This is a genomic window from Pseudoalteromonas sp. P1-25 (assembly GCF_001401805.1).
Taxonomy (GTDB): domain Bacteria; phylum Pseudomonadota; class Gammaproteobacteria; order Enterobacterales; family Alteromonadaceae; genus Pseudoalteromonas.
The window spans coordinates 33,996-55,427 of sequence record NZ_LKDW01000012.1; the positions used below are offsets into that span (position 1 = coordinate 33,996).

At 40.4% G+C, this 21,432-nt stretch carries 20 protein-coding genes and 1 tRNA gene; 5 read left to right on the forward strand and 16 right to left on the reverse strand.

Annotation, left to right across the window (positions count from 1 at the left end):
* Nucleotides 1-37: 37 nt before the first annotated feature.
* The gene (locus tag AN393_RS09395) at nt 38-991 is read right to left on the reverse strand and encodes a LysR family transcriptional regulator (RefSeq protein ID WP_055014711.1); all 954 of its coding nucleotides are present in this window, start codon (nt 989-991) and stop codon (nt 38-40) included.
* 143 nt (nt 992-1,134) lie between these two features.
* Here AN393_RS09395 and AN393_RS09400 point away from each other — a divergent pair, with 143 nt between their 5' ends.
* The gene (locus tag AN393_RS09400; RefSeq protein ID WP_055014710.1) at nt 1,135-1,956 is read left to right on the forward strand and encodes a DUF4437 domain-containing protein; all 822 of its coding nucleotides are present in this window, start codon (nt 1,135-1,137) and stop codon (nt 1,954-1,956) included.
* 296 nt (nt 1,957-2,252) lie between these two features.
* Here AN393_RS09400 and AN393_RS09405 read toward each other — a convergent pair.
* The 3 genes from AN393_RS09405 to AN393_RS09410 form a co-directional block, all read right to left on the reverse strand.
* Nucleotides 2,253-2,329: transfer RNA gene (locus AN393_RS09405), tRNA-Ile, on the reverse strand.
* Nucleotides 2,330-2,598: 269 nt separating this feature from the next.
* The gene (locus AN393_RS20055; RefSeq protein WP_004587604.1) at nt 2,599-2,757 is read right to left on the reverse strand and encodes a YqaE/Pmp3 family membrane protein; all 159 of its coding nucleotides are present in this window, start codon (nt 2,755-2,757) and stop codon (nt 2,599-2,601) included.
* Nucleotides 2,758-2,821: 64 nt separating this feature from the next.
* Nucleotides 2,822-3,388, reverse strand: coding sequence for a BON domain-containing protein (locus tag AN393_RS09410; RefSeq protein ID WP_055014709.1), 567 nt, complete (start codon nt 3,386-3,388; stop codon nt 2,822-2,824).
* 317 nt (nt 3,389-3,705) lie between these two features.
* Between AN393_RS09410 and AN393_RS09415 the strand changes: the two genes are divergently transcribed.
* The gene (locus tag AN393_RS09415) at nt 3,706-4,362 is read left to right on the forward strand and encodes a LiaF domain-containing protein (protein WP_055014708.1); all 657 of its coding nucleotides are present in this window, start codon (nt 3,706-3,708) and stop codon (nt 4,360-4,362) included.
* 68 nt (nt 4,363-4,430) lie between these two features.
* Here AN393_RS09415 and AN393_RS09420 read toward each other — a convergent pair whose 3' ends face one another.
* On the reverse strand, nt 4,431-4,847 hold the full coding sequence (locus tag AN393_RS09420) for a VOC family protein (protein ID WP_055014707.1): 417 nt from the start codon (nt 4,845-4,847) through the stop codon (nt 4,431-4,433).
* 432 nt (nt 4,848-5,279) lie between these two features.
* Here AN393_RS09420 and suhB point away from each other — a divergent pair, with 432 nt between their 5' ends.
* Nucleotides 5,280-6,083, forward strand: a complete 804-nt coding sequence (suhB, locus tag AN393_RS09425; RefSeq protein ID WP_055014760.1) for an inositol-1-monophosphatase — start codon at nt 5,280-5,282, stop codon at nt 6,081-6,083.
* Nucleotides 6,084-6,134: 51 nt separating this feature from the next.
* Here the strand turns inward: suhB and AN393_RS09430 are convergent, their stop codons facing one another.
* The 7 genes from AN393_RS09430 to queA form a co-directional block, all read right to left on the reverse strand.
* A complete protein-coding gene (locus tag AN393_RS09430; protein WP_055014706.1) occupies nt 6,135-6,944 on the reverse strand; it encodes an ABC transporter substrate-binding protein in 810 nt (269 codons plus the stop codon).
* A 15-nt stretch (nt 6,945-6,959) separates the two neighbouring features.
* Nucleotides 6,960-8,744: a bifunctional diguanylate cyclase/phosphodiesterase gene (locus tag AN393_RS09435; protein WP_055017939.1), complete on the reverse strand. Its 1,785-nt coding sequence runs from the start codon at nt 8,742-8,744 to the stop codon at nt 6,960-6,962.
* Between the two features lie 138 nt (nt 8,745-8,882).
* A complete protein-coding gene (gene secF, locus AN393_RS09440) occupies nt 8,883-9,830 on the reverse strand; it encodes a protein translocase subunit SecF (RefSeq protein WP_055014704.1) in 948 nt (315 codons plus the stop codon).
* A gap of 9 nt (nt 9,831-9,839) precedes the next feature.
* On the reverse strand, nt 9,840-11,699 hold the full coding sequence (secD, locus tag AN393_RS09445) for a protein translocase subunit SecD (RefSeq protein WP_055014759.1): 1,860 nt from the start codon (nt 11,697-11,699) through the stop codon (nt 9,840-9,842).
* Between the two features lie 19 nt (nt 11,700-11,718).
* The gene (gene yajC, locus AN393_RS09450) at nt 11,719-12,054 is read right to left on the reverse strand and encodes a preprotein translocase subunit YajC (RefSeq protein ID WP_055014703.1); all 336 of its coding nucleotides are present in this window, start codon (nt 12,052-12,054) and stop codon (nt 11,719-11,721) included.
* 25 nt (nt 12,055-12,079) lie between these two features.
* The gene (tgt, locus tag AN393_RS09455; protein WP_055014702.1) at nt 12,080-13,204 is read right to left on the reverse strand and encodes a tRNA guanosine(34) transglycosylase Tgt; all 1,125 of its coding nucleotides are present in this window, start codon (nt 13,202-13,204) and stop codon (nt 12,080-12,082) included.
* A 175-nt stretch (nt 13,205-13,379) separates the two neighbouring features.
* Nucleotides 13,380-14,411 (reverse strand): tRNA preQ1(34) S-adenosylmethionine ribosyltransferase-isomerase QueA, encoded by a 1,032-nt coding sequence (gene queA, locus AN393_RS09460; RefSeq protein WP_055014701.1) that lies wholly within the window; start codon nt 14,409-14,411, stop codon nt 13,380-13,382.
* 201 nt (nt 14,412-14,612) lie between these two features.
* On the opposite strand from queA, the gene AN393_RS09465 reads away from it, so the two are divergent.
* Nucleotides 14,613-17,144 (forward strand): EAL domain-containing protein, encoded by a 2,532-nt coding sequence (locus AN393_RS09465; protein WP_055014700.1) that lies wholly within the window; start codon nt 14,613-14,615, stop codon nt 17,142-17,144.
* Between the two features lie 187 nt (nt 17,145-17,331).
* A complete protein-coding gene (locus tag AN393_RS09470) occupies nt 17,332-17,544 on the forward strand; it encodes a hypothetical protein (protein WP_024031438.1) in 213 nt (70 codons plus the stop codon).
* 44 nt (nt 17,545-17,588) lie between these two features.
* Here the strand turns inward: AN393_RS09470 and AN393_RS09475 are convergent, their stop codons facing one another.
* From AN393_RS09475 to phoU, 4 genes are all read right to left on the reverse strand, one after another.
* Nucleotides 17,589-18,509, reverse strand: coding sequence for a hydrogen peroxide-inducible genes activator (locus AN393_RS09475; protein ID WP_055014699.1), 921 nt, complete (start codon nt 18,507-18,509; stop codon nt 17,589-17,591).
* Between the two features lie 82 nt (nt 18,510-18,591).
* Nucleotides 18,592-19,860 (reverse strand): inorganic phosphate transporter, encoded by a 1,269-nt coding sequence (locus AN393_RS09480; RefSeq protein WP_055014698.1) that lies wholly within the window; start codon nt 19,858-19,860, stop codon nt 18,592-18,594.
* Nucleotides 19,861-19,900: 40 nt separating this feature from the next.
* Entirely contained in the window at nt 19,901-20,578 is a 678-nt protein-coding gene (locus AN393_RS09485) for a TIGR00153 family protein (RefSeq protein ID WP_004587620.1), read from the reverse strand.
* Nucleotides 20,579-20,728: 150 nt separating this feature from the next.
* Nucleotides 20,729-21,430, reverse strand: coding sequence for a phosphate signaling complex protein PhoU (phoU, locus tag AN393_RS09490; protein WP_055014697.1), 702 nt, complete (start codon nt 21,428-21,430; stop codon nt 20,729-20,731).
* Nucleotides 21,431-21,432: the final 2 nt, after the last annotated feature.

The following is a 21,432-nucleotide window of genomic DNA, read 5'->3' on the forward strand; positions in this document are numbered from 1 at the left end:
CGCAAGGCTAGCTAAAACTAACCTCACGTAAAGTAAACTAAGGTGAGTCGGGCCACTCTTGCTCGTTGATTATCCCTTGCGCAATCAAGTTTTTTCTTAATTGGCTAATAGTGTGTTTTAACTCATCACGAATAAGTCTAATGGCGGGCGTTATTAGCTGGCGGCTAGGTAGTACTAACCACATTTCAGTTAGGGGGATTTTGTAATCAGGCATTAATCTTTTTAGCCTACCAGTCAATAAGTCTTCTGCTACATCAATGGCCGATTTTTTAGCAATCCCGGTGCCATCAATACACCAACGTCTAACTATATCGCCATCGTTAACAGCGCGGTCGCTGTTCATTTTAACCTTATATTTTTGGTTATCGTTATAAAACTCCCACCCATCATGCACTACCTCGTAAAGCTTATATAACAGCGCATTGTGATTCACTAAATCCTCTGGGGCTGAAGGCTCACCATGCTTGTTAATATAATCAGGCGAGGCACACAGCACATGTGCAATGTTACAAATTTTAAACCCATATAAATTTAAATCCTGTGCAGCCTCTTTGGTCAAGGCCCGCAGCGCAACATCAACACCATCGCGGTAAAAGTCTGCGCGGCTGTCGCTTGCTTGCAAGCGCAGCGTCACTTCGCTGTGTTTATCCATCACGTTATTAAGTAACACCCGCATAAGGTTGCGCCCCATTTCGGATGACACGGCGATTCGTACTTCACCACTAATTGATTGCTGCTCTTCATGAATAAGTACTTGCCCTTGCTGCAACAAATCCAGCGCCTGTTGGCAAAGAGGTAAATAGCGCTCCCCTTCAGGTGTAAGGCGTATTTGCCTTGTTGTGCGCACAAATAATTGTGCACCAAGCGACTGCTCTATCCGCTTTAAAGAAACGCTAGCAGCAGATGAGCTCATGTCCAATTGATTTGCAGCAGCAGTAATGGATTGCAGCTCAGCCACTTTCAATAATACCTGTAGATCGGCTATTTTCATCACGCCCTCTTGTTACGTTCACAGCTTGCATAACTATAACGTTATTATCCACGTTTTTGCGAAAGTGTATTTAATATATGCTCATTTATTGACTGAATTTTAGGTCTTACTATATACGGCATACCAATTCAACGGAGCTTTTAATGAAATTATCACTTAATGTATCAACCCTTGCACTGGTTGCCACACTCATATCAACGCCAGCTTTAGCACAGCAAAGCGCATCAAAAGTAGTTGCCGCTAGCAATATTGATTGGGGTTATTTAAACCCACTACGTGGAGATAAAAGCCCAGGCGCTGCAGATTTATGGGGAAATCGCACAACCAATACTGCTACAGGCATGTTAGTACGGTTTAAAAAAGGCTTTGAATCTCCACCACACATTCACAACATTACCTACCGCGGTATCGTTATTGAAGGACAAATGCATAATGACGACCCAACAGCTGAAAAAATGTGGATGCCAGCGGGTTCATTTTGGACACAACCTGCAGGTGAAAACCACACTACAGCAGCTAATAGCAAAACTAACTTAATTTACCTAGAAATAGACTCAGGCCCTTATTTGGTAAAGCCCACAAAAGAGCAGTTTGATAATGGCGAGCGCCCGCTAAACCTACATGCAGACAACATGGTGTGGTTAAACAGCAGCGATTTAAACAACATTAACGCCCAAGGCGTGCAAACAACCTACCTTTGGGGAAATACAGCTGACATGAACGGCTCAATGATTAAACTTCCTGCCGGCTTTAAAGGTGAAATAAAAACAGATGCAAGCGAATTTCGTGCTGTTGTTATAGCCGGCGCCGTTGAGTACAACTCAAGCGAGCAAGATAAAGCGCAAAACCTAAGCGCAGGCAGCTATGTAGAATCAACCGGTAACTTTACCCACTCGCTTGAAAATAACAGCGACAAACCTGCAACTATCTACATTCGTACTAACAGTAAGTACCAAGTTAATTAGAAGCTACTTATAAAAAGTAAATTGCATAAAAAAGCGCACTGTTTAGTGCGCTTTTTCATTTATTAATACTTAAAAGCTATAACGAGCAGTTTTTGAAAAAGCCGCAGGACTTATAATAACAGCTGTCGCTAGCAAGATAACTACCTTCTTGATTGCAGAATATAAAATAGAGGGATAAATCTAAATTACAGTTCTAGCTTGTTGCCTAAAATGCTAAATGATTAGTTATCTTAAAGATATTGGCTAAGTAGCTATAAGCCATTGAATGAAATGTTATTACTATAGGATATTTAAAATGGTGGCCCCTCCCAGACTCGAACTGGGGACCTAACGATTATGAGTCGTGTGCTCTAACCAACTGAGCTAAGGGGCCAACTTTGTATAACTACGCGGTAGTTAATTTTTGAAGCGTTTAGCCACTGAGCGACTAAAGCGGGTTGCAGTATAAAAAGTTTTTTAAGGCTTGTCACTAGCAAAAACCTTTATTTTAACAATCAGTAAGCCGACTGCTTAAATAGTAATCTTTTTGCGTGCGAATAGGCAGGAAATAGTGGGAAAATAAATGCAGAAGTATGCAAGCCGCTTTTTTACAATTTTAATAATTATAAAAAAGTGGCCGGCTCACATTGAACACACCACACATTATTTTTTAGCGATAATGTAAATAGCGTGAATTAAACCAGGGAAGTAACCCAGTAAAGTTAGTAAAATATTTAGCCAAAAGTGCATACCTAAACCAACTTGTAAAAATACACCCAGTGGCGGTAATAAAATCGACAATATTATACGAATGATATCCATAATGTAGCTCCTTTAAAAATGACAAGCAAAAAGCCCAGCTAAGCTGGGCTTTTAGTATAGTGCATTATTCAGCAACGATAGTTAGTTCATCTACTACGTCACGAACGTCTTCAGCATTTTTAGCAATTTTTACTGCTAGCTGCTTTTCAGCTTCAGATTCAACTGAACCTTTAAGCTTTACTATACCGTTGTCGGTATCAACGTCGATATCTGTACCGTCAACCTCTGAGTCAAATAAGAAACGTGTTGTAATTACTGTGGTGATTTTAGCGTCAGTTAAGTCGTTATCGTCATCATCCATAGTGTTACGATCTTTGTCGTCCATATCCATGTTTTTCACAACAGTTAGGTTGTTTTCTACATCAGATACGCCATCTAGGCTAATTACAAGCTCTTCAGCTAGCTCTTTATCAAGGTCGCTGTTTACTTTACCTGTAAGTACTACCTTGCCATTTTTTACATCAGTGTTAATGTCAAAGTTGTTTAGATTAGTGTTCATAAGAAGCACTGTTTCTGCCTTACCATCAATCCAAGCATCTTTACTTTCATTTTCCCACGTGCCCGCTTGAGCACCCATAGCTGTAGTACCTAAAACTAAAGCCGCAATCATAGATTTGTTAAATGTTTTCATAATCTTTCTCCTTTTGATTAAAGACACTTTTATATATGCGAGCTTTAGGCCAACTTTATTTATTAATTAAATTCATGCACTTAGACGTTTCATGAGCTATAAATAGAAATACAGCTGAGTAAACATTTACAGGCTATTAGGTAAAACTTTCTTAAGTGGTAAAAATAACGATTATATTGCTGTTTTGGTTAATTTATCGTTAATATAGTAAAACAACGGAACTCGAATAAAGAATAAGTGATTGATATACAATAACTTTAATATTGGTATATGGCTTGCTAATAAAACGATAATGCAAATATAAAAGGATTAATCCCATGTCTGTAAAAATTGAAGACCGCCCAATAGAGCAAGTTCGTGAGCAAGTGATAGATCAACTTATTTATAATTACAGCCATGGTGAGATATCTGCTGAAGCCTTCGAAAGGCGCCTAGACAGCGCTATGGATACAACCGACAACACGGCTCTACTTGGCTTAGTTGAGGATTTAACTCTACATGCCGATACACAGTATACTGCTCAAAAACAAACTCAGTTCGCGCCTAACTACAGTACACAACAAGGCGAAAATGAAAGCCTAACGTTAAAAAGCATTTTGGGCTCAAGCGAACGTAGCGGCCAATGGGTTGTGCCTAAAGATATTTATATCCAAAATTATATGGGGTCAATTGTGCTCGACTTTACCGATGCCATATTCACTCACCAACACGTCACTATTCACGTCAGCTGTTATTTTGGAAGTGAAGAAATATACGTACCAGAGCACGTTAATGTGGTTTCAAAAATGTTTTGTATAATGGGCAGCTTTGAAAATAAAACGGTCTCGCTGAATAAGCGCCAAGGCCCCACAATTCAGATTGAAGGAAGGACTGTATTAGGCTCTGTAGAGGTTAAAGTAAAGCGTACTATAAAAGAAAAGTTTATAAGCTTTGCTAATGACTTAAAAGCGCAGCTTGGCGTGAACAATAAATAGTGCACATAAAGTGTAGGGGATAGAAAAGCCCTATTGAGCGCTTTTCTGTCCTCTTTTTAATACTCTTTTTATAAGTCGTTATTTCGCTCGCTTGGAATGTCACTCATATACTGCACAAACTCAACCTCAAACCCTGCTGGGTCTAAGTAGTATACGTTTTTTCTAAATGGGTTTTCCGCCCCCATTTTATCAGCGCTAAATCCGGCGTTTTTTAAGCGTTGTATAACAGCGTCTAAGTTATTTGTAACGTAGGCAAAATGCGCTAGCCCGACTTGATGCCCTGTCAAATCTCTGTTTTTATGCTCGCCGTTGTCGCTTATAGCCATGTAGTGATTATCGTCACCAAAATGTACCCAGCGCTTAGGTTTGCCATACCACGTGTTGTTACCTTCACTTCTAATTGACCAATACGGAAACGCTGCTCGGTAAAATGTAAGCATTGCGTCTATATCGTTTACTACTAAATGTACGTGTTCTAATTTCATTATTATTTACCTTAGTTAATTGCTTAAAAATAAGATAAAACCTCAAGCTAACTTTAGGTAAAGCACTTTTTTATTTTTTTACCCGTCCCCCGACTAAGATATTTACTAACATAATGAACTATTGTGATGTTTGAATTAATTTTCTTTGGCCAAATATTTACAATGAAAACAAGGCAAATTCACGTATCAAGAGCAGGCCTATTGCAAGTAAAATCAGCACTGTTAGCACTAAAAATAGCAGCTGGAGATAGGTTTATTACCCAAAGCTCAAGTTATTTATAAAATTTTAAATGAATAAATATATAGGTGTTTCAAGGTAGTACAAAAAACACACAAAAGTATTTGGGGTTTATTGTTTACTTTATGGCAAAAGTCGCTAAAATACGCCGGCTTAAATATATAAACGTTCTTTTACAACCCAAAGGTAATACCATGCATCCAATGTTAAACATTGCGGTTCGCGCTGCGCGCAACGCAGGCAAAATTTTACTTCGCGCAAGTGAAGATTTATCAAAAGTTGAAATTCAACAAAAAGGCACTAACGATTTAGTGACCAACATTGATAAAGAAGCCGAAGCCGTAATTCGTGATACAATTTTAAAATCTTACCCAGACCACTGCATTGTTGGTGAGGAGCTAGGTGAGCACAAAGGCAAAGATGCAGATTACCAATGGATTGTTGACCCACTTGATGGCACAACTAACTTCATCAAGGGTATCCCTCATTTCGCGGTTTCTATCGCACTAAAAGTAAAAGGTCGTTTAGACCAAGCTGTAATTTACGATCCAATTCGTGGCGAACTTTTCACTGCATCTCGTGGCCAAGGCGCACAACTAAACAGCAAACGTTTACGGGTGACTAAAACCGTAGAGTTAGCTGGTTCAATTTTAGCAACAGGCTTTCCGTTTAAACAAAAGCATCACTTAGATGCATACTCAGATGCATTTAAAGCTTTATTTGTACACACTGCAGACATTCGCCGTGCAGGCTCTGCTGCCCTTGATATGGCATATGTAGCCGCGGGCCGTGTTGATGGCTTTTTTGAAATTGGTTTAAAACCTTGGGATACAGCAGCTGGCGAGTTACTTGTAAAAGAAGCTGGCGGCATGGTTGTTGATTTTGCAGGTGGTATTAACTACAACCATAGCGGCAACATTATTTGTGGAGCCCCTAAGCTTACTCAAGCAATTATCCGCGAAATTCGCCCGGTATTATCTGAGTCGTTACTTCGCTAATAAAGTGCGGTTAACTGTATAATAAAAGGAGCCTGAGGCTCCTTTTTTGTTTTAAAAGTAAGGGTTATCAAGCTTTAATTCTGTGACGTATCCTTTAGTAAAAGGGAGTGAGTTTATATCTTTTGCAAAATACTCATCAAACAACGCATCAAACTCACCACTGTTTTGCATTTTTTTTAGCCCCCGCTCTATAGCCTGCGCTAAAGCAGGTTTACTACTAACAACAAAGTAATAAATACCCGTGGGGTAACTAATAAATAAATTAGGCACAATAACTAAGTTACTTTGTGCATTAGCAACCAATTCAGAATTAACTTCGATAAATGATCGTGGAAAGTAATCGATTCGTCCCCGGCTGGTAAGCGTAAACATAGCTTGATAGTTACTCAGCGGCCTTACAGGTAAGCCGTTATAGGCCATTATTTTTGTATCTGGCCAATCATGCCCTTGCACTGCAGAGAGCTCCATTAACTGCGCTAAAGTAGTAATACCTTTAAATTTTCCAACATTTTTTTTACTGGTTAGCAAAACGCGCTTACCTATAAACCCTTTAAATAAGGGTATTTTAACCGCTATTGCCCGCGCCTCTCGCTCGGGGCTACTCATGCTCCAATAAATATCTAACCCTGTTTTATCTAACTCAATTAAATCACGTTGTTGCTGCAAGCTCACTGGCTGCATTTTTATATCTACAGGATAATTGGCCCGCTCTAGCGCGCGTGTTAATAGTTCACTTAGGTATTCTTCGCGTGCATTTTGCACACTTTGCTTTTGAGCAACATTAACAACTTCAACCCCATGCGTAAAAAAGCTAATTGCAAATAAAGCAAACCCACCAACGACAATTTTTAATGGCAACATAATAATTACCTATTTTTATACTACCTGTTTATTTTCTGGTGCTAGGCGCACTAGGGCTGGCGCAGGTTTTCTGCGCTTGCATATAAACAAATAACTATGGCGATACCGCTTAGCCTCTTTTTTAGCATCTGTTGCCAACGCTGCAACTTGATGGCTGTTTTTACATTCCTGTAAGTCGGGCTCCACAAGGCCAATTGATAACGTTAGTAAAGGTACAAATTGCTTTTCTCCCTCACGATTTGTAGCCCAGTAACCTTTGCTCTTAATGTGCTCAGGCGTAAAAAAAGTGCGTGATTGCAGTTCAAATTGCTCAATTACGGTATTACAAATATGCACAGCATCTGATTGAGCAAACACCACCATAAAGTCATCACCACCTATATGTCCTACAAAGTTAGCACTGTTTTCGCAGGCTTGCACAATTACATCTGCCAATAACTTGATCACACTATCTCCACTGGCATAGCCGTATAAATCATTAAATTGCTTAAAATGATTAAGATCTATATAAGCCAGCGAAAACGCACTTTGAGAGCGTAGCCGTTGCTCTATTGCCTCATTAATCGCCACATTTCCAGGGAGCATGGTTAACGGATTAGCATGCTGGGCATGACGAATTTTTTCTTCTGTTATGTGTTTTAAAATATCACGTAAGGGGGCAAGCCCAAGGTAACGTCTATCACGCGTGATCACAATGTGGCGACGAATATCAAAGTCTTGCTCTGTAATTTGCTGGCTCACAGCGTCGAGAAGCTGATTTTCATCCACCACTAAAGGCTGTTTATCCATAAAATCGGTGACGGGGCACTTGTCGTAAAGAGCATGGCCATAAGGCGCGGCAAACACTTCTGTAAGCTGATCTTTATGGAGTAATCCAACAGGCTGGCCAGTTTTATTTAACACCGCTAGGCTCATCACAGACTTGTCTTTTTCAAATAGCGTATGGGCATCTTTGCAACGGGTTTCGCTGCCTATTGCTTCTTGTGTAATAGCAAGCCAACCAATCGCCATTGATTGATCAAATGTATTATTTGACTGCTTAAAGTTTAATGCGTGTAATTGCGCTGAGCTGTAATCAAGGCTGGGGGTTGTGTTTGGTTTTTCCAGTAAAAACCCTTGTACATTTGCTATTCCTAAGCTTTTAACATAGGCAAGCTCTTCCACTCTTTCTATGCCTTCGGCTATGACCGCGGTGTTTGTTGCTTTTGCTAGTACCGTAATCGATTTCAAAAATTCTTTTTTAACTTCGCTTTCATCACAATGATCAATAAAGTAACGATCTATTTTTACAAAGTCGGGGCAGAGTTCAGACCATTGCTTTAACCCCGAGTAACCAGCACCTAAGTCATCAATGGCAATGGTAAAACCCAGCTCCCGGTAATGTGCAATTGTTTTTAATAATAAAAAGCCATCGTCGACCTTTTCTTGCTCTGTTACCTCAATTACTACGCGGTTTGCTGCTAAGCCAAATTGCTCTGTTAAGTGAAGAGTTTCACCCTTTGGGTGGCAAGGGTCGAGCAACGTTTTAGGACTTACATTTAAAAATAACTTACCGCTTAAGTTAAGCTTTACAAAATTTTCAATTGCTTTTGAGCGACACAATAGCTCAAGTTCTGAAATTAAAGCGTGCTCGCTGGCTGCTGAAAATAATCGGTTAGGCATTTCTAAAGGGCTGTTTTTGGGCCCACGGCTTAGCGCTTCGTAACCTATAATTGCTTGATTAGCTATATCAAAAATAGGCTGAAATAACGTGGTTATTTCACCATTAATTAAAATATAGTCTAGTACTTTGCGCTGCATTGCCACTGCAAAACCTGATTGTTGTTTAATTGGGGCATTAAAGTAGCAAGCCTGTATGACAATTTTATTGCATGTGTATTAAGTACCACGCAATAAAAAACCGCTCAATTGAGCGGTTTTTTTTAAGCGTTGACTCTATTACGGCAATGCGTCTAGGTCGGCGCCTTCTTTTTCTACCACTTCGGGTATTAAATCTTCTTTACTTACGCCCATGGTAATCGCTACCGAGCTTGCAACGTAAACTGAAGAATAAGTACCAATAAACACACCAAATAACAAGGCAGTAGCAAAACCGTGAATGGTTTGTCCGCCCCACACAAATAGCGCAATCAATACCAAAATGGTGGTGATTGACGTTACAAGTGTACGATTAAGTGTTTGCGTTAACGACATGTCGATAATTTCAATCGTGTCGTCGATGCGTACTTTACGGAAGTTTTCACGAATACGGTCAGATACCACAATAGTATCGTTAAGTGAGTAACCAATTACCGCCAATATGGCCGCTAAAATAGTTAAGTCAAACTCTAACCCTAATACAGAAAACAAGCCAACAGTAATAATTACATCGTGTAGTAATGCCCCCACTGCGCCCACAGCAAAACGCCACTCAAAGCGAAATGCCACGTAAATCAAAATACAAATAAGCGCAGTTAACATGGCAAGGCCACCCTGCTCTTTTAAGTCTTCCCCTACGCTTGGACCTACAAACTCAATACGGCGCATTACTACGCTTTCATCAGCTTGCTTTAAGGCAGTAATCACTTGATTACCAATAACTTCGGCTTTTACTTCACTGCCGCGCGGCGCTAAACGCACCAAAATATCTTGGCTAGAACCAAACAGCTGCACTGAGGCATCGGCAAAACCGTTTTCAGCTAATACTGAGCGTACTTTTTTCAAATCTGCAGGTTGCGAAAAACCAACCTCTACAGCAGTACCGCCAGTAAAATCTAAACCAAAGTTTAAACCTTTGATAAAAATTGAGGCAAACGACGCTAAAATTAATAGCGTAGAAAAACCCATTGCCACTTTACGAAGTGACATGAAACGTAGGGTTTTACCACCCAAACTTAAAATTTGCATGTCCGCTCCTTAAATTGAAAGTTTATCAATGCGCTTACCACCAATAAATAAGTTAATTACCGCACGGGTACCAACTATGGCTGTAAACATTGAAGTTAAAATACCAATTGCCAGCGTTACGGCAAAACCTGCAATTGGGCCGGTGCCCACTGCAAATAATATAATGGCCGCAATTAGTGTGGTGATATTGGCATCAAATATAGTACTAAAGGCGCTATCGTAACCAAAATGAACGGCTTGTTGCGGGCTACGACCATCGGCCAGCTCTTCACGAATACGCTCAAAAATAAGTACGTTAGCATCTACTGCCATACCTACGGTTAATACAATACCGGCAATACCTGGCAGCGTTAATGTAGCACCTGGAATTAACGACATTACACCTACAATAAGTACTAAGTTAGCGGCAAGTGCTATGTTGGCAACTAAACCAAACCCTTTGTAGTAAATAAGCATAAAGGCAAGCACAAACGCAAAACCAAGAGCTACAGCTGTCATACCCGCTTCTATGTTTTCTTGGCCTAGGCTTGGGCCTACTGTGCGCTCTTCAACAATTTGAATTGGCGCAACTAGTGCTCCGGCGCGTAATAGCAAGCTTAAGTTGTGAGCTTCGGCTGGGTTATCAATACCTGTAATACGGAATGAGCGGTCAAGACGAGCTTGAATAGTCGCAACGTTAATAACCTCTTCTACCTTAATAGGTGGAAGTGCTTTACCGTCAGCGTCTTTTTTGCCCGATGGCTTGTACTCTATAAATACCGTGGCCATGCGCTTACCAATAGCGCGTTTGGTAAAGGCATTCATTTTTGCCCCGCCTTTGCTATCTAAGGTAATGCTCACTTGTGGGCGCTGGTATTCATCGTTGCCTGATTGCGCACCTGTGATATGGCTCCCTTCAAGAATGACACGCTTTTTAAGTACCACAGGGTAACCATCGCGACTCATGATCATTTCTGTGCCTGCGGGAATACGCCCTTGAGCAGCCGCACTTGGGTCAGCATTTTCGTCTACTTCACGAAATTCAAGCGTGGCCGTTGCCCCTAAAATTTCTTTAGCGCGTGCTGTATCTTGTACACCTGGTAGTTGCACAATAATACGCTCAGCACCTTGGCGCTGTACGTTAGGCTCTGCAACACCAATTTGGTTAATACGATTACGAATAATGGTTTCGTTTTGCTTAATAGCGTAGTCACGTATTTCTTTAAGCTTTTGCTCACTCATAGTGGCAAAAAATGCGCGATCGTTACTGCTATCATCAATGTATACGTTTAGTGGGTAGCGCGATGCTAAGAAGCGTTCAGCCGCCTCTTTATCTTCTTCGGTACGCATTTCTACACGCATACGCTCAGACCCTGCTACACGGCGAACACTACGGTAACGAAGTTTTTCTTCGCGTAGGTCGCTACGAAAATCTTGTTCCATTTGCTCTAGCTGATTATCTACCGCGGTTGCCATGTCGATTTCCATGGTGAAGTGAACACCACCACTTAAATCAAGACCTAGCTTCATCGGGTTACCACCCAATGATTTTAACCATGCTGGTTGAGCGGGTGCCATATTAATAGCAGAAATATAATCGTCGCTAAGAGAATTACGCAGTAAGTCTTGCGCTTTTAGCTGTTCTTCAACATTTTTAAAACGCACTAATACTTGGCCGCCTTCAAGCACGGTAGACTTAGCTGTTACATTATGTTGTTTGAGGGTTGCGTTTACTTTGTCTACTACACTGAGATCGACATCTGCACCTTTTGCCCCCGAAACTTGTATAGCCGGATCGCGGCCATACAAGTTTGGAGAAGCATATAAAAGGCCAATGGCTACCACAGCTAAAACAAGTAAATACTTCCAAATTGGAAACTTGTTTAACACAGGCATGTCCTTTTTATTTTTATAGTGACTTCATTGTGCCTTTAGGCAATACAGCAGATACTGCCGATTTTTGTACTGTAACTTCAGCTTGCTCATTTAAAGAAATCACGATGAAATCTTTATCTTCAGCAATTTTTACGATTTTGCCAACTAAACCGCCTTGGGTAAGTACTTCATCACCTTTAGCCATCGCACTCATTAAGCTTTTATGTTCTTTAACGCGCTTAGCTTGTGGGCGGTAAATTAAAAAGTAAAAAACCAAACCGAAAATAGCTAACATAATTAGCATTTCCCAACCACCACCTGCAGCAGGTTGACCAGCAGCGGCGTGTGCGTTTGAAATAAATAAACTCATAATACTTCCTCTATATTTTTAAATTTTAATTTATATCTGCAAGCTCTGGCACTTCTTGGCCACGGCGAGCATAAAAATCACTAACAAATTCTTCTAGTTTACCTTCACTAATAGCATTGCGTAGGCCTTCCATAACACGCTGATAGTATCGTAAGTTATGGATTGTGTTTAGTCGTGCGCCTAAAATTTCGTTACATTTATCAAGGTGATGTAAATAAGCACGCGAGTAATTTTTACAAGTATGGCAATCACACTCAGGATCAAGCGGACCAGTGTCTGTTTTATGCACTGCGTTACGAATTTTAATTGTGCCTGTAGTAATAAATAAATGACCATTACGTGCATTACGCGTAGGCATTACACAGTCAAACATATCAATACCACGGCGTACAGACTCAACTAAATCCTCAGGTTTACCTACACCCATTAAGTAGCGTGGTTTATCCTCTGGCATTTTGTACGCACAATGATCAAGAATATTCATCATTTCGTTTTTAGGCTCACCCACTGATAGGCCACCTAATGCGTAACCATCAAAGCCAATTTCTTCTAGGCCTTTTTGTGATTGTGCACGTAACTCAGGGTACATACCACCTTGAATAATACCAAATAAAGCTGATGGGTTGTCGCCGTGGCCTTCTTTAGAGCGCTTAGCCCAACGAAGCGATAGCTCCATAGACTCTTTAGCTTCTTTTTCAGTGGCTGGGTATGGCGTACATTCGTCAAAAATCATCACGATGTCTGAGCCTAAATCACGCTGTACTTCCATTGATTTTTCAGGCGACATCATAATTTGGTCACCATTTACCGGCGATTGGAACAACACGCCTTCTTCGGTAATTTTACGCATAGCGCCAAGGCTAAATACTTGGAAACCACCCGAGTCAGTTAAAATTGGAAAGTCCCAATTCATAAAGTCGTGTAAATCACCGTGTTGCTTAATGATTTCAGTACCTGGGCGTAACATTAAATGAAAGGTGTTACCCAAACAAATTTGTGCCCCTGTGGCTTTAACTTCATCTGGGGTCATGCCCTTAACAGTACCGTAAGTACCTACTGGCATAAATGCAGGCGTTTCTATTACACCACGGTCAAAAATCAAGCGGCCGCGGCGCGCTTTTCCGTCGGTGCGGTCTAATTCAAATTTCATATCATCCTCAATGTCGGAAAAACAGTCCAACAAGCTATAATTTAACCGCTCGATTCTACCCTTTTTGCCCCGCTATTACTATTAGCTGCGCTAAATTCACTACGTATTAGCACAGGCAAATAAAAACCCAGCGTTTGCGCTGGGTTGTTAGTAAGTGTACCGATTATAAAGGTGTTTATTTACGCGTTAAAAACATCGCATCACCATAGCTAAAAAAGCGATACTTTTGTTCAATAGCGGTGTTGTACGCACCCATAATGTTATCTTGGCCGCTAAAGGCACTTACTAGCATAATTAGGGTTGATTCAGGCAAGTGAAAATTAGTCACCATGGCATCAACTACATTAAACTGATAACCCGGAAAAATAAAAATATCGGTGTCGCCAAAATAGCTATCTAATTTACCGCCGTGTATTTTTGCTGCCGACTCTAGCGAACGCACTGAAGTTGTTCCTACTGCAATTACACGCCCGCCATTTGCCTTAGTTTGTGCAACAGCCTGTACCACGCTGTCAGGCACCTCAATGTATTCTGAGTGCATTACATGCTCATCTACACTTTCTACACGCACCGGCTGAAACGTACCCGCGCCTACATGTAGCGTAACAAACGCCATGTTTACGCCTTTTTGTTTTAGTGCCGCCATTAACTTATCGTCAAAATGCAGCCCTGCCGTAGGCGCTGCTACGGCTCCAGGTTTTTCACCATAAACGGTTTGATAACGCTCGCGGTCAGCCTCGGTGTCAGGGCGGTCAATATAAGGAGGTAAAGGCATGTGACCAATATCGTTTAGAATATCGAGTACATTTTGACTACGATCGAATTCAAGCTCAAATAACGTATCGTGACGCGCAATCATGGTCGCTTTTGCTTTGCCTTCTAAAATAACTTCGTTACCCGGCTTTAACGACTTACTAGCTCTTACATGGGCAAGTACGCGGTGTTCATCAACTACACGCTCTACAAGCACTTCAACTTTTCCGCCAGAGGCTTTTTGACCAAACATACGGGCAGGAATAACGCGGGTATTATTAAATACTAATAAGTCACCTTCGTTAACTAAATCAAGTAGGTCGCTAAACACTTTGTGTTCAACGTTGCCAGTTGAGCCATCTAGGGTTAGTAAACGGCTGCTGGTTCTGTCTTGTTTAGGAAAACGAGCAATTAATTCATCAGGTAAGTCAAAGCTAAAGTCAGCCACGCGCATAGTCGGTATTCCACATCAATAAAATCGCGCCAAGTGTATATCTATCCTGGGCTAAGCTCAAGATATCTACAACAGTTGAGAGGATTCACCCTATTTTAGATACATTTGAGTAACTACTTTAAATAATCTTGTTCTTATTAGTAAATATCATTATTCTTACTGCCTTTGATAATAATGGTTTAGTTTTGGGGTTATAAAAAAGTGGCAGATAAGCTGAAGTTGCTCATTCTAAACGCAAGTAGCGAAGAACGCCGAACTATACGCGCCACTTTAGAATACTTAAACGTATTTGAATTCATAGAAGCCGCAGATAGCCAAGATGCGCTCACCCTATTAAAAAAACAGCCCGTAAACATGATTATCACTGGTTTAAGCGTAGGGAAAATAGATGGCTGGCGCTTTTCTCGCATGATCCGCTCAGGCTTACTTAAAACACCTAAAAATACCCCTATTTTACTTATTCCGCCAATCTACTGTGAGCGTATAGCAGAAACCACCGCACGGAGTTACGGCATAGACGCTGTACTGCCCTTTGAGCACCAAGACATGTTGCCGCAGGTGTTGGCAAATGTATTATCTACACATTTAGAAAAAAGTAGCCGTCTTAATTTACTCTTACTAGAACCAATAGCGCAAAAAGCCGATGAAATAGCGCAGCAACTTAAGCTCAATTTTGCTATTACCCATGTTACATCAAGCCAAAGTGCTTTAAATGCTTACAACCAACAACAATTTGCTATTGTATTGCTTGATGCAACCGCGTCGCGCGCTGATACTTCAAGTCTTTTAGTCGAAGAAATACTACAACATAACCCTAAACAAGCCATTGTCACTATTATTGACAATAACGATGCAGACTATGCAGAGCAATTACTGTTGTCAGGTGTGACTGACTTTATAAGAGCGCCGTACGACCCGTCGTTTTTAAATAAGGTGTGTGACCATGCTGCGCGTCGTGAAGACTTTATGGTGAGTTATGCTGAGTTTGCACAAAAGGTTGAGCAGCTAAGTATTAGCGAAGTTCGCTACAAGGAGCTGTTTTCGGCGCACCAACGTATTTTACTGCATTTAAACACGGTGGTATTAGAGCTCGACCAACGAGGTAAAATTCGCTTTATAAACCCCGCTTGGGAAACACTAAGTGGCTTTGGGGTTAAATCGTCTTTGCAAAAGTCTTTAATCGACTATTGCTCAGATGAATGCCAAGTAAAACTAAATACGACCATTAACGATATTCTTAATGGCGGCACACAACAGCAGCAAGTTGAAATTCAACTTAATCATAAAAATGGCAATCAGATTTGGGTTGAATGCCGGTTACAGCTAATAAAAAACAGCAGTAATAATGCCACTATTACTGCCACAATCGACAACATACATGAGCGAAAACAAGCCGAGTTAAAACTGCGCCACTTAGCACTGCATGATACGCTCACCGGCTTACATAATCGTTATTATTTTGATCAACAACTTAATAAAATATGCCAAACCAAGCATACCTATGGTGGTGTAGAGCACGCACTTATTTATATCGATTTAGATCATTTTAAAATAATTAACGATAGTAAAGGCCATCAACAAGGCGATATAGTACTAAAAGATGTTGCCCAATTATTTGAAGCGAACATTAGCGCTAAACATTTAGTTTGTAGAATAGGCGGTGACGAATTTGCAGTTATTTTAAAAAATACGCAGTTGCTAGATGCTCACCTAATTGCAGAGAGTATTTGTAGCGCGATTGAACAACACGAGTTTAAATCAGAAGACCAAGTTTACTCAATTAGTTGCTCTATTGGCTTAACGCAAATAACGGCTCAAAATTGTGATCCGAGTGAATGCCTTAAGCAAGCCGACATTGCCCTATATATTGCTAAAAGTTTAGGCCGTAACCTAGTGCATTGCTACTCAAAAGAAGATGCGCAGAATAACACTCTGCAAACAGGACTTGAGTGGGGGCATGAGATCCGACAGGCGCTTCAACAGGACAACGTGGAACTACACTATCAGCCGATATGGGACTTTAAGGCCAATAAAGTGGCTTATTTTGAAGCGTTGCTACGTCTTAAAATAGACGATAAGCTTATTTTTCCTAATCAATTTATTCCCTCCCTTGAGCTACTTAACGATACTTTTTTGATGGACCAATGTGTTATTCGTAATGCTATTGCGAGCGTTGCTGAACACCCAGATTTAAATCAAGTGGCTATTAACCTTTCTGCTCAATCGTTTTTAGATGAACGCTTATTGCCACATATAGAATCGAGCCTAGAAAAATACCACGTACCGCCTTCGCGTATTATTTTTGAAATTACCGAGTCGGCCTCAGTCAACAACTTAAAAGCTACCCGTAAAATGATAGAAAAGCTAAACAGTTTAGGCTGTCATTTTTCTATTGATGACTTTGGTACAGGCTTTAGCACATTTAACTATTTAAAACAGTTACCTGCGCAGCATGTTAAAATAGACGGCTCGTTTGTGCGTGACATGATTAACGACCCAATCGACTTAGCACTCGTTAAGGCTATTAACGATATAAGCCGCTCTCTTGATAAGCGCTCAGTAGCTGAATACGTAGAGAGCGAAGAGATATTTTTTGCCCTAAAAAAGATTGGTGTTGACTACGGACAAGGCTATTTTATTGCCCGACCCGTCCCTGTAGAAAAAGTACAATCGACGCTTAAAATTATTTACCAGAAGAAACCTTTTACCCAACAACAGCCTAGCGTCAGCTAAACATTTTTAAACAGTTTTAAGCATTTTATTACTATCATTATTGCACTTATTGCCTATACTTTACGTACCACTTAGTAAATGTCTTGTTGTTTTGATGATTTAACAATAAAAACATGACATTACCTATAAACATACATGGCTAGCAATTACATAGAGGTTAAAGCTTGTCAGGTTTAAGGAGGAAGGTATGGCGCAGTTGATTATTTTACTTCTCGTAATACATTGTGTAATTGCGTATCAGTGCTATCGATACGCGCAGCTAAAGGGCTACCCAGTAGGCGTATTTGCTACTTTAGGCCTACTCCCGTATTTTAATGTAGTTGTGTGGATTTATTTACTTTTTCTACCCGAGCTAGAACCCTTTGAAAGCCAAACACATAGCAAACAGCAGCCGTTATAGGCTGCTGTTTTTTTGCTTTAATTTACTCTTGAAAGTAATTAGGATTAACCCTCAAAGTCCAGGCTGCATTGGCGAGCTAAAAACACTTCCAACTGCTGGCTGAATAATTTAAAGTCGCGAATTCTTCCAGTGGTTTTTCGCCACAATATGCCTATATCTCGGTAAGCATCACCTTGCGAGGGAGTTGCTATCATATTTTTATCTTTAAGAATGCCCGCATTAATCGCCATTTGCGGTAAAAATGTAACCCCTAGCTGATGCTCTACCATACTGAGTAAAGTATGTAGACTTGCAGCTTCAAACGGATTAATACAGCTTGAACGATTTAAGTGACACGCACTCAAGGCATGCCCTGTCATACAGTGCTCTCGCTCTAATAAAAATACACTCGCCTCAGGTAGTAAATTAAAGTCTTCAACGCCTTTAGCTGGGCTGTAATCTTTGTGGTGCACTAAACTAAAGTGATCTTTAGCCAATACTTGGGTATGAAACTTCTCTGTTTGATAAGGCAGAGCTAACAACGCTAAATCAATATGGCCGTGTTCAAGCTTATCTAATAACTTATCGCTGGTATCTTCAACAAGTACCAGTTCTAAATCACAAAAGGTTTGCTTACAAAAATGATACAAAGGCGCTGCTATGAAGCTTGCAATAGTAGGTATAACCCCTACCACTAACTTGCCACTGAGTGGCGTTAGAAAGCTTTTGGTTAACTCTTTTAAACTAATTGTATCGTTGATAATTTTACGAGAGCGTTCAACAACTTCTTCACCAATACTGGTAAACATGAGGCTACGATTCTCTCGCTCTATTAGCTGACAACCGAGTGTTTCTTCAAGGTTTTGAATTGCACTGCTTAAAGTAGATTGCCCAATAAAGCACGCACTTGCTGCACGGCCAAAATGCTGGTGCTGATGTACAGCTAATAAATACTGCAGCTGTTTAATACTTGGTAGGTTGGTCATTTTTTCTTTCCACAAATAAAAAGACCCCAACACCAAAGGCGTTGAGATCTTTTCAAGCTAAAAGTCTTTGAGTACTTTTTTGTTAAACCCCAAACGCGGTTCTTAGTACGTAGAAAATAACAATAGCAAGGGCAGCGCCAACTGGCAATGTAATTACCCAAGAAACTACAATGTTTCTGATAACACCCATGTTAAGAGCAGCAATACCGCGTGCCATACCTACACCTAATACCGCACCAACTAAGGTTTGTGTAGTAGAGATTGGCATACCAGTACCTGATGCAATAACAACGGTTGATGCAGCCGCAAGTTCTGCAGCAAAGCCACGGCTAGGCGTTAAATGTGTAATACCTTCACCTATTGTTTTAATTACTTTTTTACCTAAAATAGCAAGACCCGCAACAATACCAAAACCACCGAGTGGTAAAATCCACCATGCGATAGCCGCTTTTTTAGCGATTTCACCGTTGCTTTCAACAATGTTCACAACCGCAGCTAGTGGGCCAATTGCATTCGCTACGTCGTTTGAGCCATGCGCAAACGCCATACAACACGCTGTTAATACCATTAATACCGCAAATACTTTTTCTACGTTATTAAATTGCATTTGTTTATCAGCTTTAGGGTCGATATTTAAACGTGAAATCGCAATTTTACCAATAATAGCTACAATCACAGCAATCGCGATAGCAATTAAGTAGCCCTCTGTAGCACCTAGATTAATACCTATATGCTTTAAGCCTTTCTTAATTGTTACTAGCGCCATAATAAAACCCGCTAAACCCATGTACAGAGGTACAAAGCGCTTCGCGTTTTTAAGCGGTGCATCGGTATCAAAAATTAGCTTTTGCGCACTCATAAATATTAAGTAAGCAATAAAGCCTGAAATTGCCGGTGTTATAATCCAACTACCTACAATACCTCCAACTTTATTCCACTGAATAGCCTCTGTACCCACTGCAACTAATGCAAAACCTATGATTGCACCAATAATTGAGTGAGTAGTTGAAACAGGCCAACCTAAAAATGAGGCGATTAATAGCCAAGTACCCGCTGCAAAAAGCGCAGAGATCATACCTAAAACCATTAAATCAGGCAGCGCTGCAAAAGGAGCTGCATCAATAATACCTTTACGAATTGTTGATGTAACCTCACCCCCCGCTAAATAAGCACCAGCAAATTCAAAAACCATCGCAATAATAATTGCTTGTTTTATTGTTAACGCTTTAGAACCTACCGAAGTACCCATCGCATTAGCGACGTCGTTCGCGCCAATACCATAAGCCATAAAAAAGCCGACTGCTGCGGCAATTAAAACTAATACCGTGCCGTAAGATGCAATGATATCCATTGTGTAACCTTAATCTTTCGTTTGAACTGATTTGTATAAATTAACGAGCTAACATCAGCTCAAGACGTGATCCTACGCGCTCTGCAATATCTGCAAGCTCGCCAACCCATTCAATTATTTTGTATAAAAACATAACATCAATTGGGTTTAGCTCGCTTTCTACATCACGCAGTTGGCGGCGTACTTTAATTTGCATTTCATCCGTGTCTTGTTCTATGGCATCCAATTCTACGAGCATTTTTTCAACTAAGGTAACCTCGCGACCTTTAAAACCCGTTTCTAATAACTCTTCTAACTCATTAATTGCTTTTGATGCTTGTTTAGTCGCATCAACACAACGTGTTAGATAAGCTAAAAAGTCTGCCTGCATAGCGCTAGGAATAGTCATTTCACGACCAATTACGCGCCCTGCAATATCTTTTGCTTTATTTGCTATTTTATCTTGTTGAGTTACGAGTTCGAGCAGATCTGTACGCTCTACCGGCATAAATAAACCACGCGGTAATTGTAAGCGTATATCTCTTTTCATATCATCAGCTTCACGCTCTAAATTACGAATAGTTAAACGAAGCTCTTCTGCTTGCTGCCATTCTTCTTTAAATACGTGATTAAAGAAAGGTATCAAAGCTTTGCTTGCTTGATGAACTTTCTTGATGTGTTCTTCCATTGGTTTGATAGGAGATTTTGCAAATACCCCTAAAAACGCGTTTGTAGGCATAACTGACCCTTTAATCAAATTGATATGCTTTGCAGCATGAATTTTACAGTATTAGCCGCGATTGTGAACGCTTTTTATTATTTCACCGCAGCTAACAATGCATGAAGCGGCATTAAGCCGCTTTAATAAAAAAGAATGATAGAAAAAATATTACAACGATTTTTCTATATCCTCTTGAGATGTATGACGAATATCTTTTCCGTTAACAAAATATATAATGTATTCCGCAATATTTTGGCAACGGTCCCCAATACGCTCTAATGAACGTACAGACCATACTAAATCCATAATTTTTGGGATTGAGCGTGGATCTTCCATCATATAAGTCATAATTTGGCGCGTAATTGCTTCATATTCACGGTCAACTTTTGAATCTTCTTTATGTACTTCAAAGGCGCGTTGTACATCCATACGCGCAAATGCATCAAGTACATCATGTAGCATTTTTAATACTTGGCGTCCCATATTTTCAATATTCACTAATAAATCTTGCTGATCTTTAGTAAATGAGTCCAAAGCTACTTTAGCAATACGCTCAGCTTCATCGCCAATACGCTCTAAATCGGCAATTGTTTTAGCAATAGCAACAACCAAGCGCAAATCGCTTGCTGCGGGCTGGCGACGAGCAATAATGCGTGTACACTCATCGTCGATGCTTACTTCCATTGCATTCACTTTGTAATCGTTTTGGCGTACTTTTTGTGCTAGTTCAGCATCGTTACGGCTTACTGCGTCAAGTGCACTGCTTAGCTGTTGCTCAACTAAGCCACCCATGTTTAGTACATGGTTACGAACATTTTCTAGTTCTTGATTAAAGCGACCAGATATATGTTTGTTTATATTATGTTCCATAA

Coding starts and splice junctions, on each gene's coding strand:
- AN393_RS09395 (WP_055014711.1), bottom strand. CDS start 991: ATGAAAATAGCCGATCTACAGGTATTATTGAAAGTGGCTGAGCTGCAA.
- AN393_RS09400 (WP_055014710.1), top strand. CDS start 1,135: ATGAAATTATCACTTAATGTATCAACCCTTGCACTGGTTGCCACACTC.
- AN393_RS20055 (WP_004587604.1), bottom strand. CDS start 2,757: ATGGATATCATTCGTATAATATTGTCGATTTTATTACCGCCACTGGGT.
- AN393_RS09410 (WP_055014709.1), bottom strand. CDS start 3,388: ATGAAAACATTTAACAAATCTATGATTGCGGCTTTAGTTTTAGGTACT.
- AN393_RS09415 (WP_055014708.1), top strand. CDS start 3,706: ATGTCTGTAAAAATTGAAGACCGCCCAATAGAGCAAGTTCGTGAGCAA.
- AN393_RS09420 (WP_055014707.1), bottom strand. CDS start 4,847: ATGAAATTAGAACACGTACATTTAGTAGTAAACGATATAGACGCAATG.
- suhB (WP_055014760.1), top strand. CDS start 5,280: ATGCATCCAATGTTAAACATTGCGGTTCGCGCTGCGCGCAACGCAGGC.
- AN393_RS09430 (WP_055014706.1), bottom strand. CDS start 6,944: ATGTTGCCATTAAAAATTGTCGTTGGTGGGTTTGCTTTATTTGCAATT.
- AN393_RS09435 (WP_055017939.1), bottom strand. CDS start 8,744: ATGCAGCGCAAAGTACTAGACTATATTTTAATTAATGGTGAAATAACC.
- secF (WP_055014704.1), bottom strand. CDS start 9,830: ATGCAAATTTTAAGTTTGGGTGGTAAAACCCTACGTTTCATGTCACTT.
- yajC (WP_055014703.1), bottom strand. CDS start 12,054: ATGAGTTTATTTATTTCAAACGCACACGCCGCTGCTGGTCAACCTGCT.
- tgt (WP_055014702.1), bottom strand. CDS start 13,204: ATGAAATTTGAATTAGACCGCACCGACGGAAAAGCGCGCCGCGGCCGC.
- queA (WP_055014701.1), bottom strand. CDS start 14,411: ATGCGCGTGGCTGACTTTAGCTTTGACTTACCTGATGAATTAATTGCT.
- AN393_RS09470 (WP_024031438.1), top strand. CDS start 17,332: ATGGCGCAGTTGATTATTTTACTTCTCGTAATACATTGTGTAATTGCG.
- AN393_RS09475 (WP_055014699.1), bottom strand. CDS start 18,509: ATGACCAACCTACCAAGTATTAAACAGCTGCAGTATTTATTAGCTGTA.
- AN393_RS09480 (WP_055014698.1), bottom strand. CDS start 19,860: ATGGATATCATTGCATCTTACGGCACGGTATTAGTTTTAATTGCCGCA.
- AN393_RS09485 (WP_004587620.1), bottom strand. CDS start 20,578: ATGCCTACAAACGCGTTTTTAGGGGTATTTGCAAAATCTCCTATCAAA.
- phoU (WP_055014697.1), bottom strand. CDS start 21,430: ATGGAACATAATATAAACAAACATATATCTGGTCGCTTTAATCAAGAA.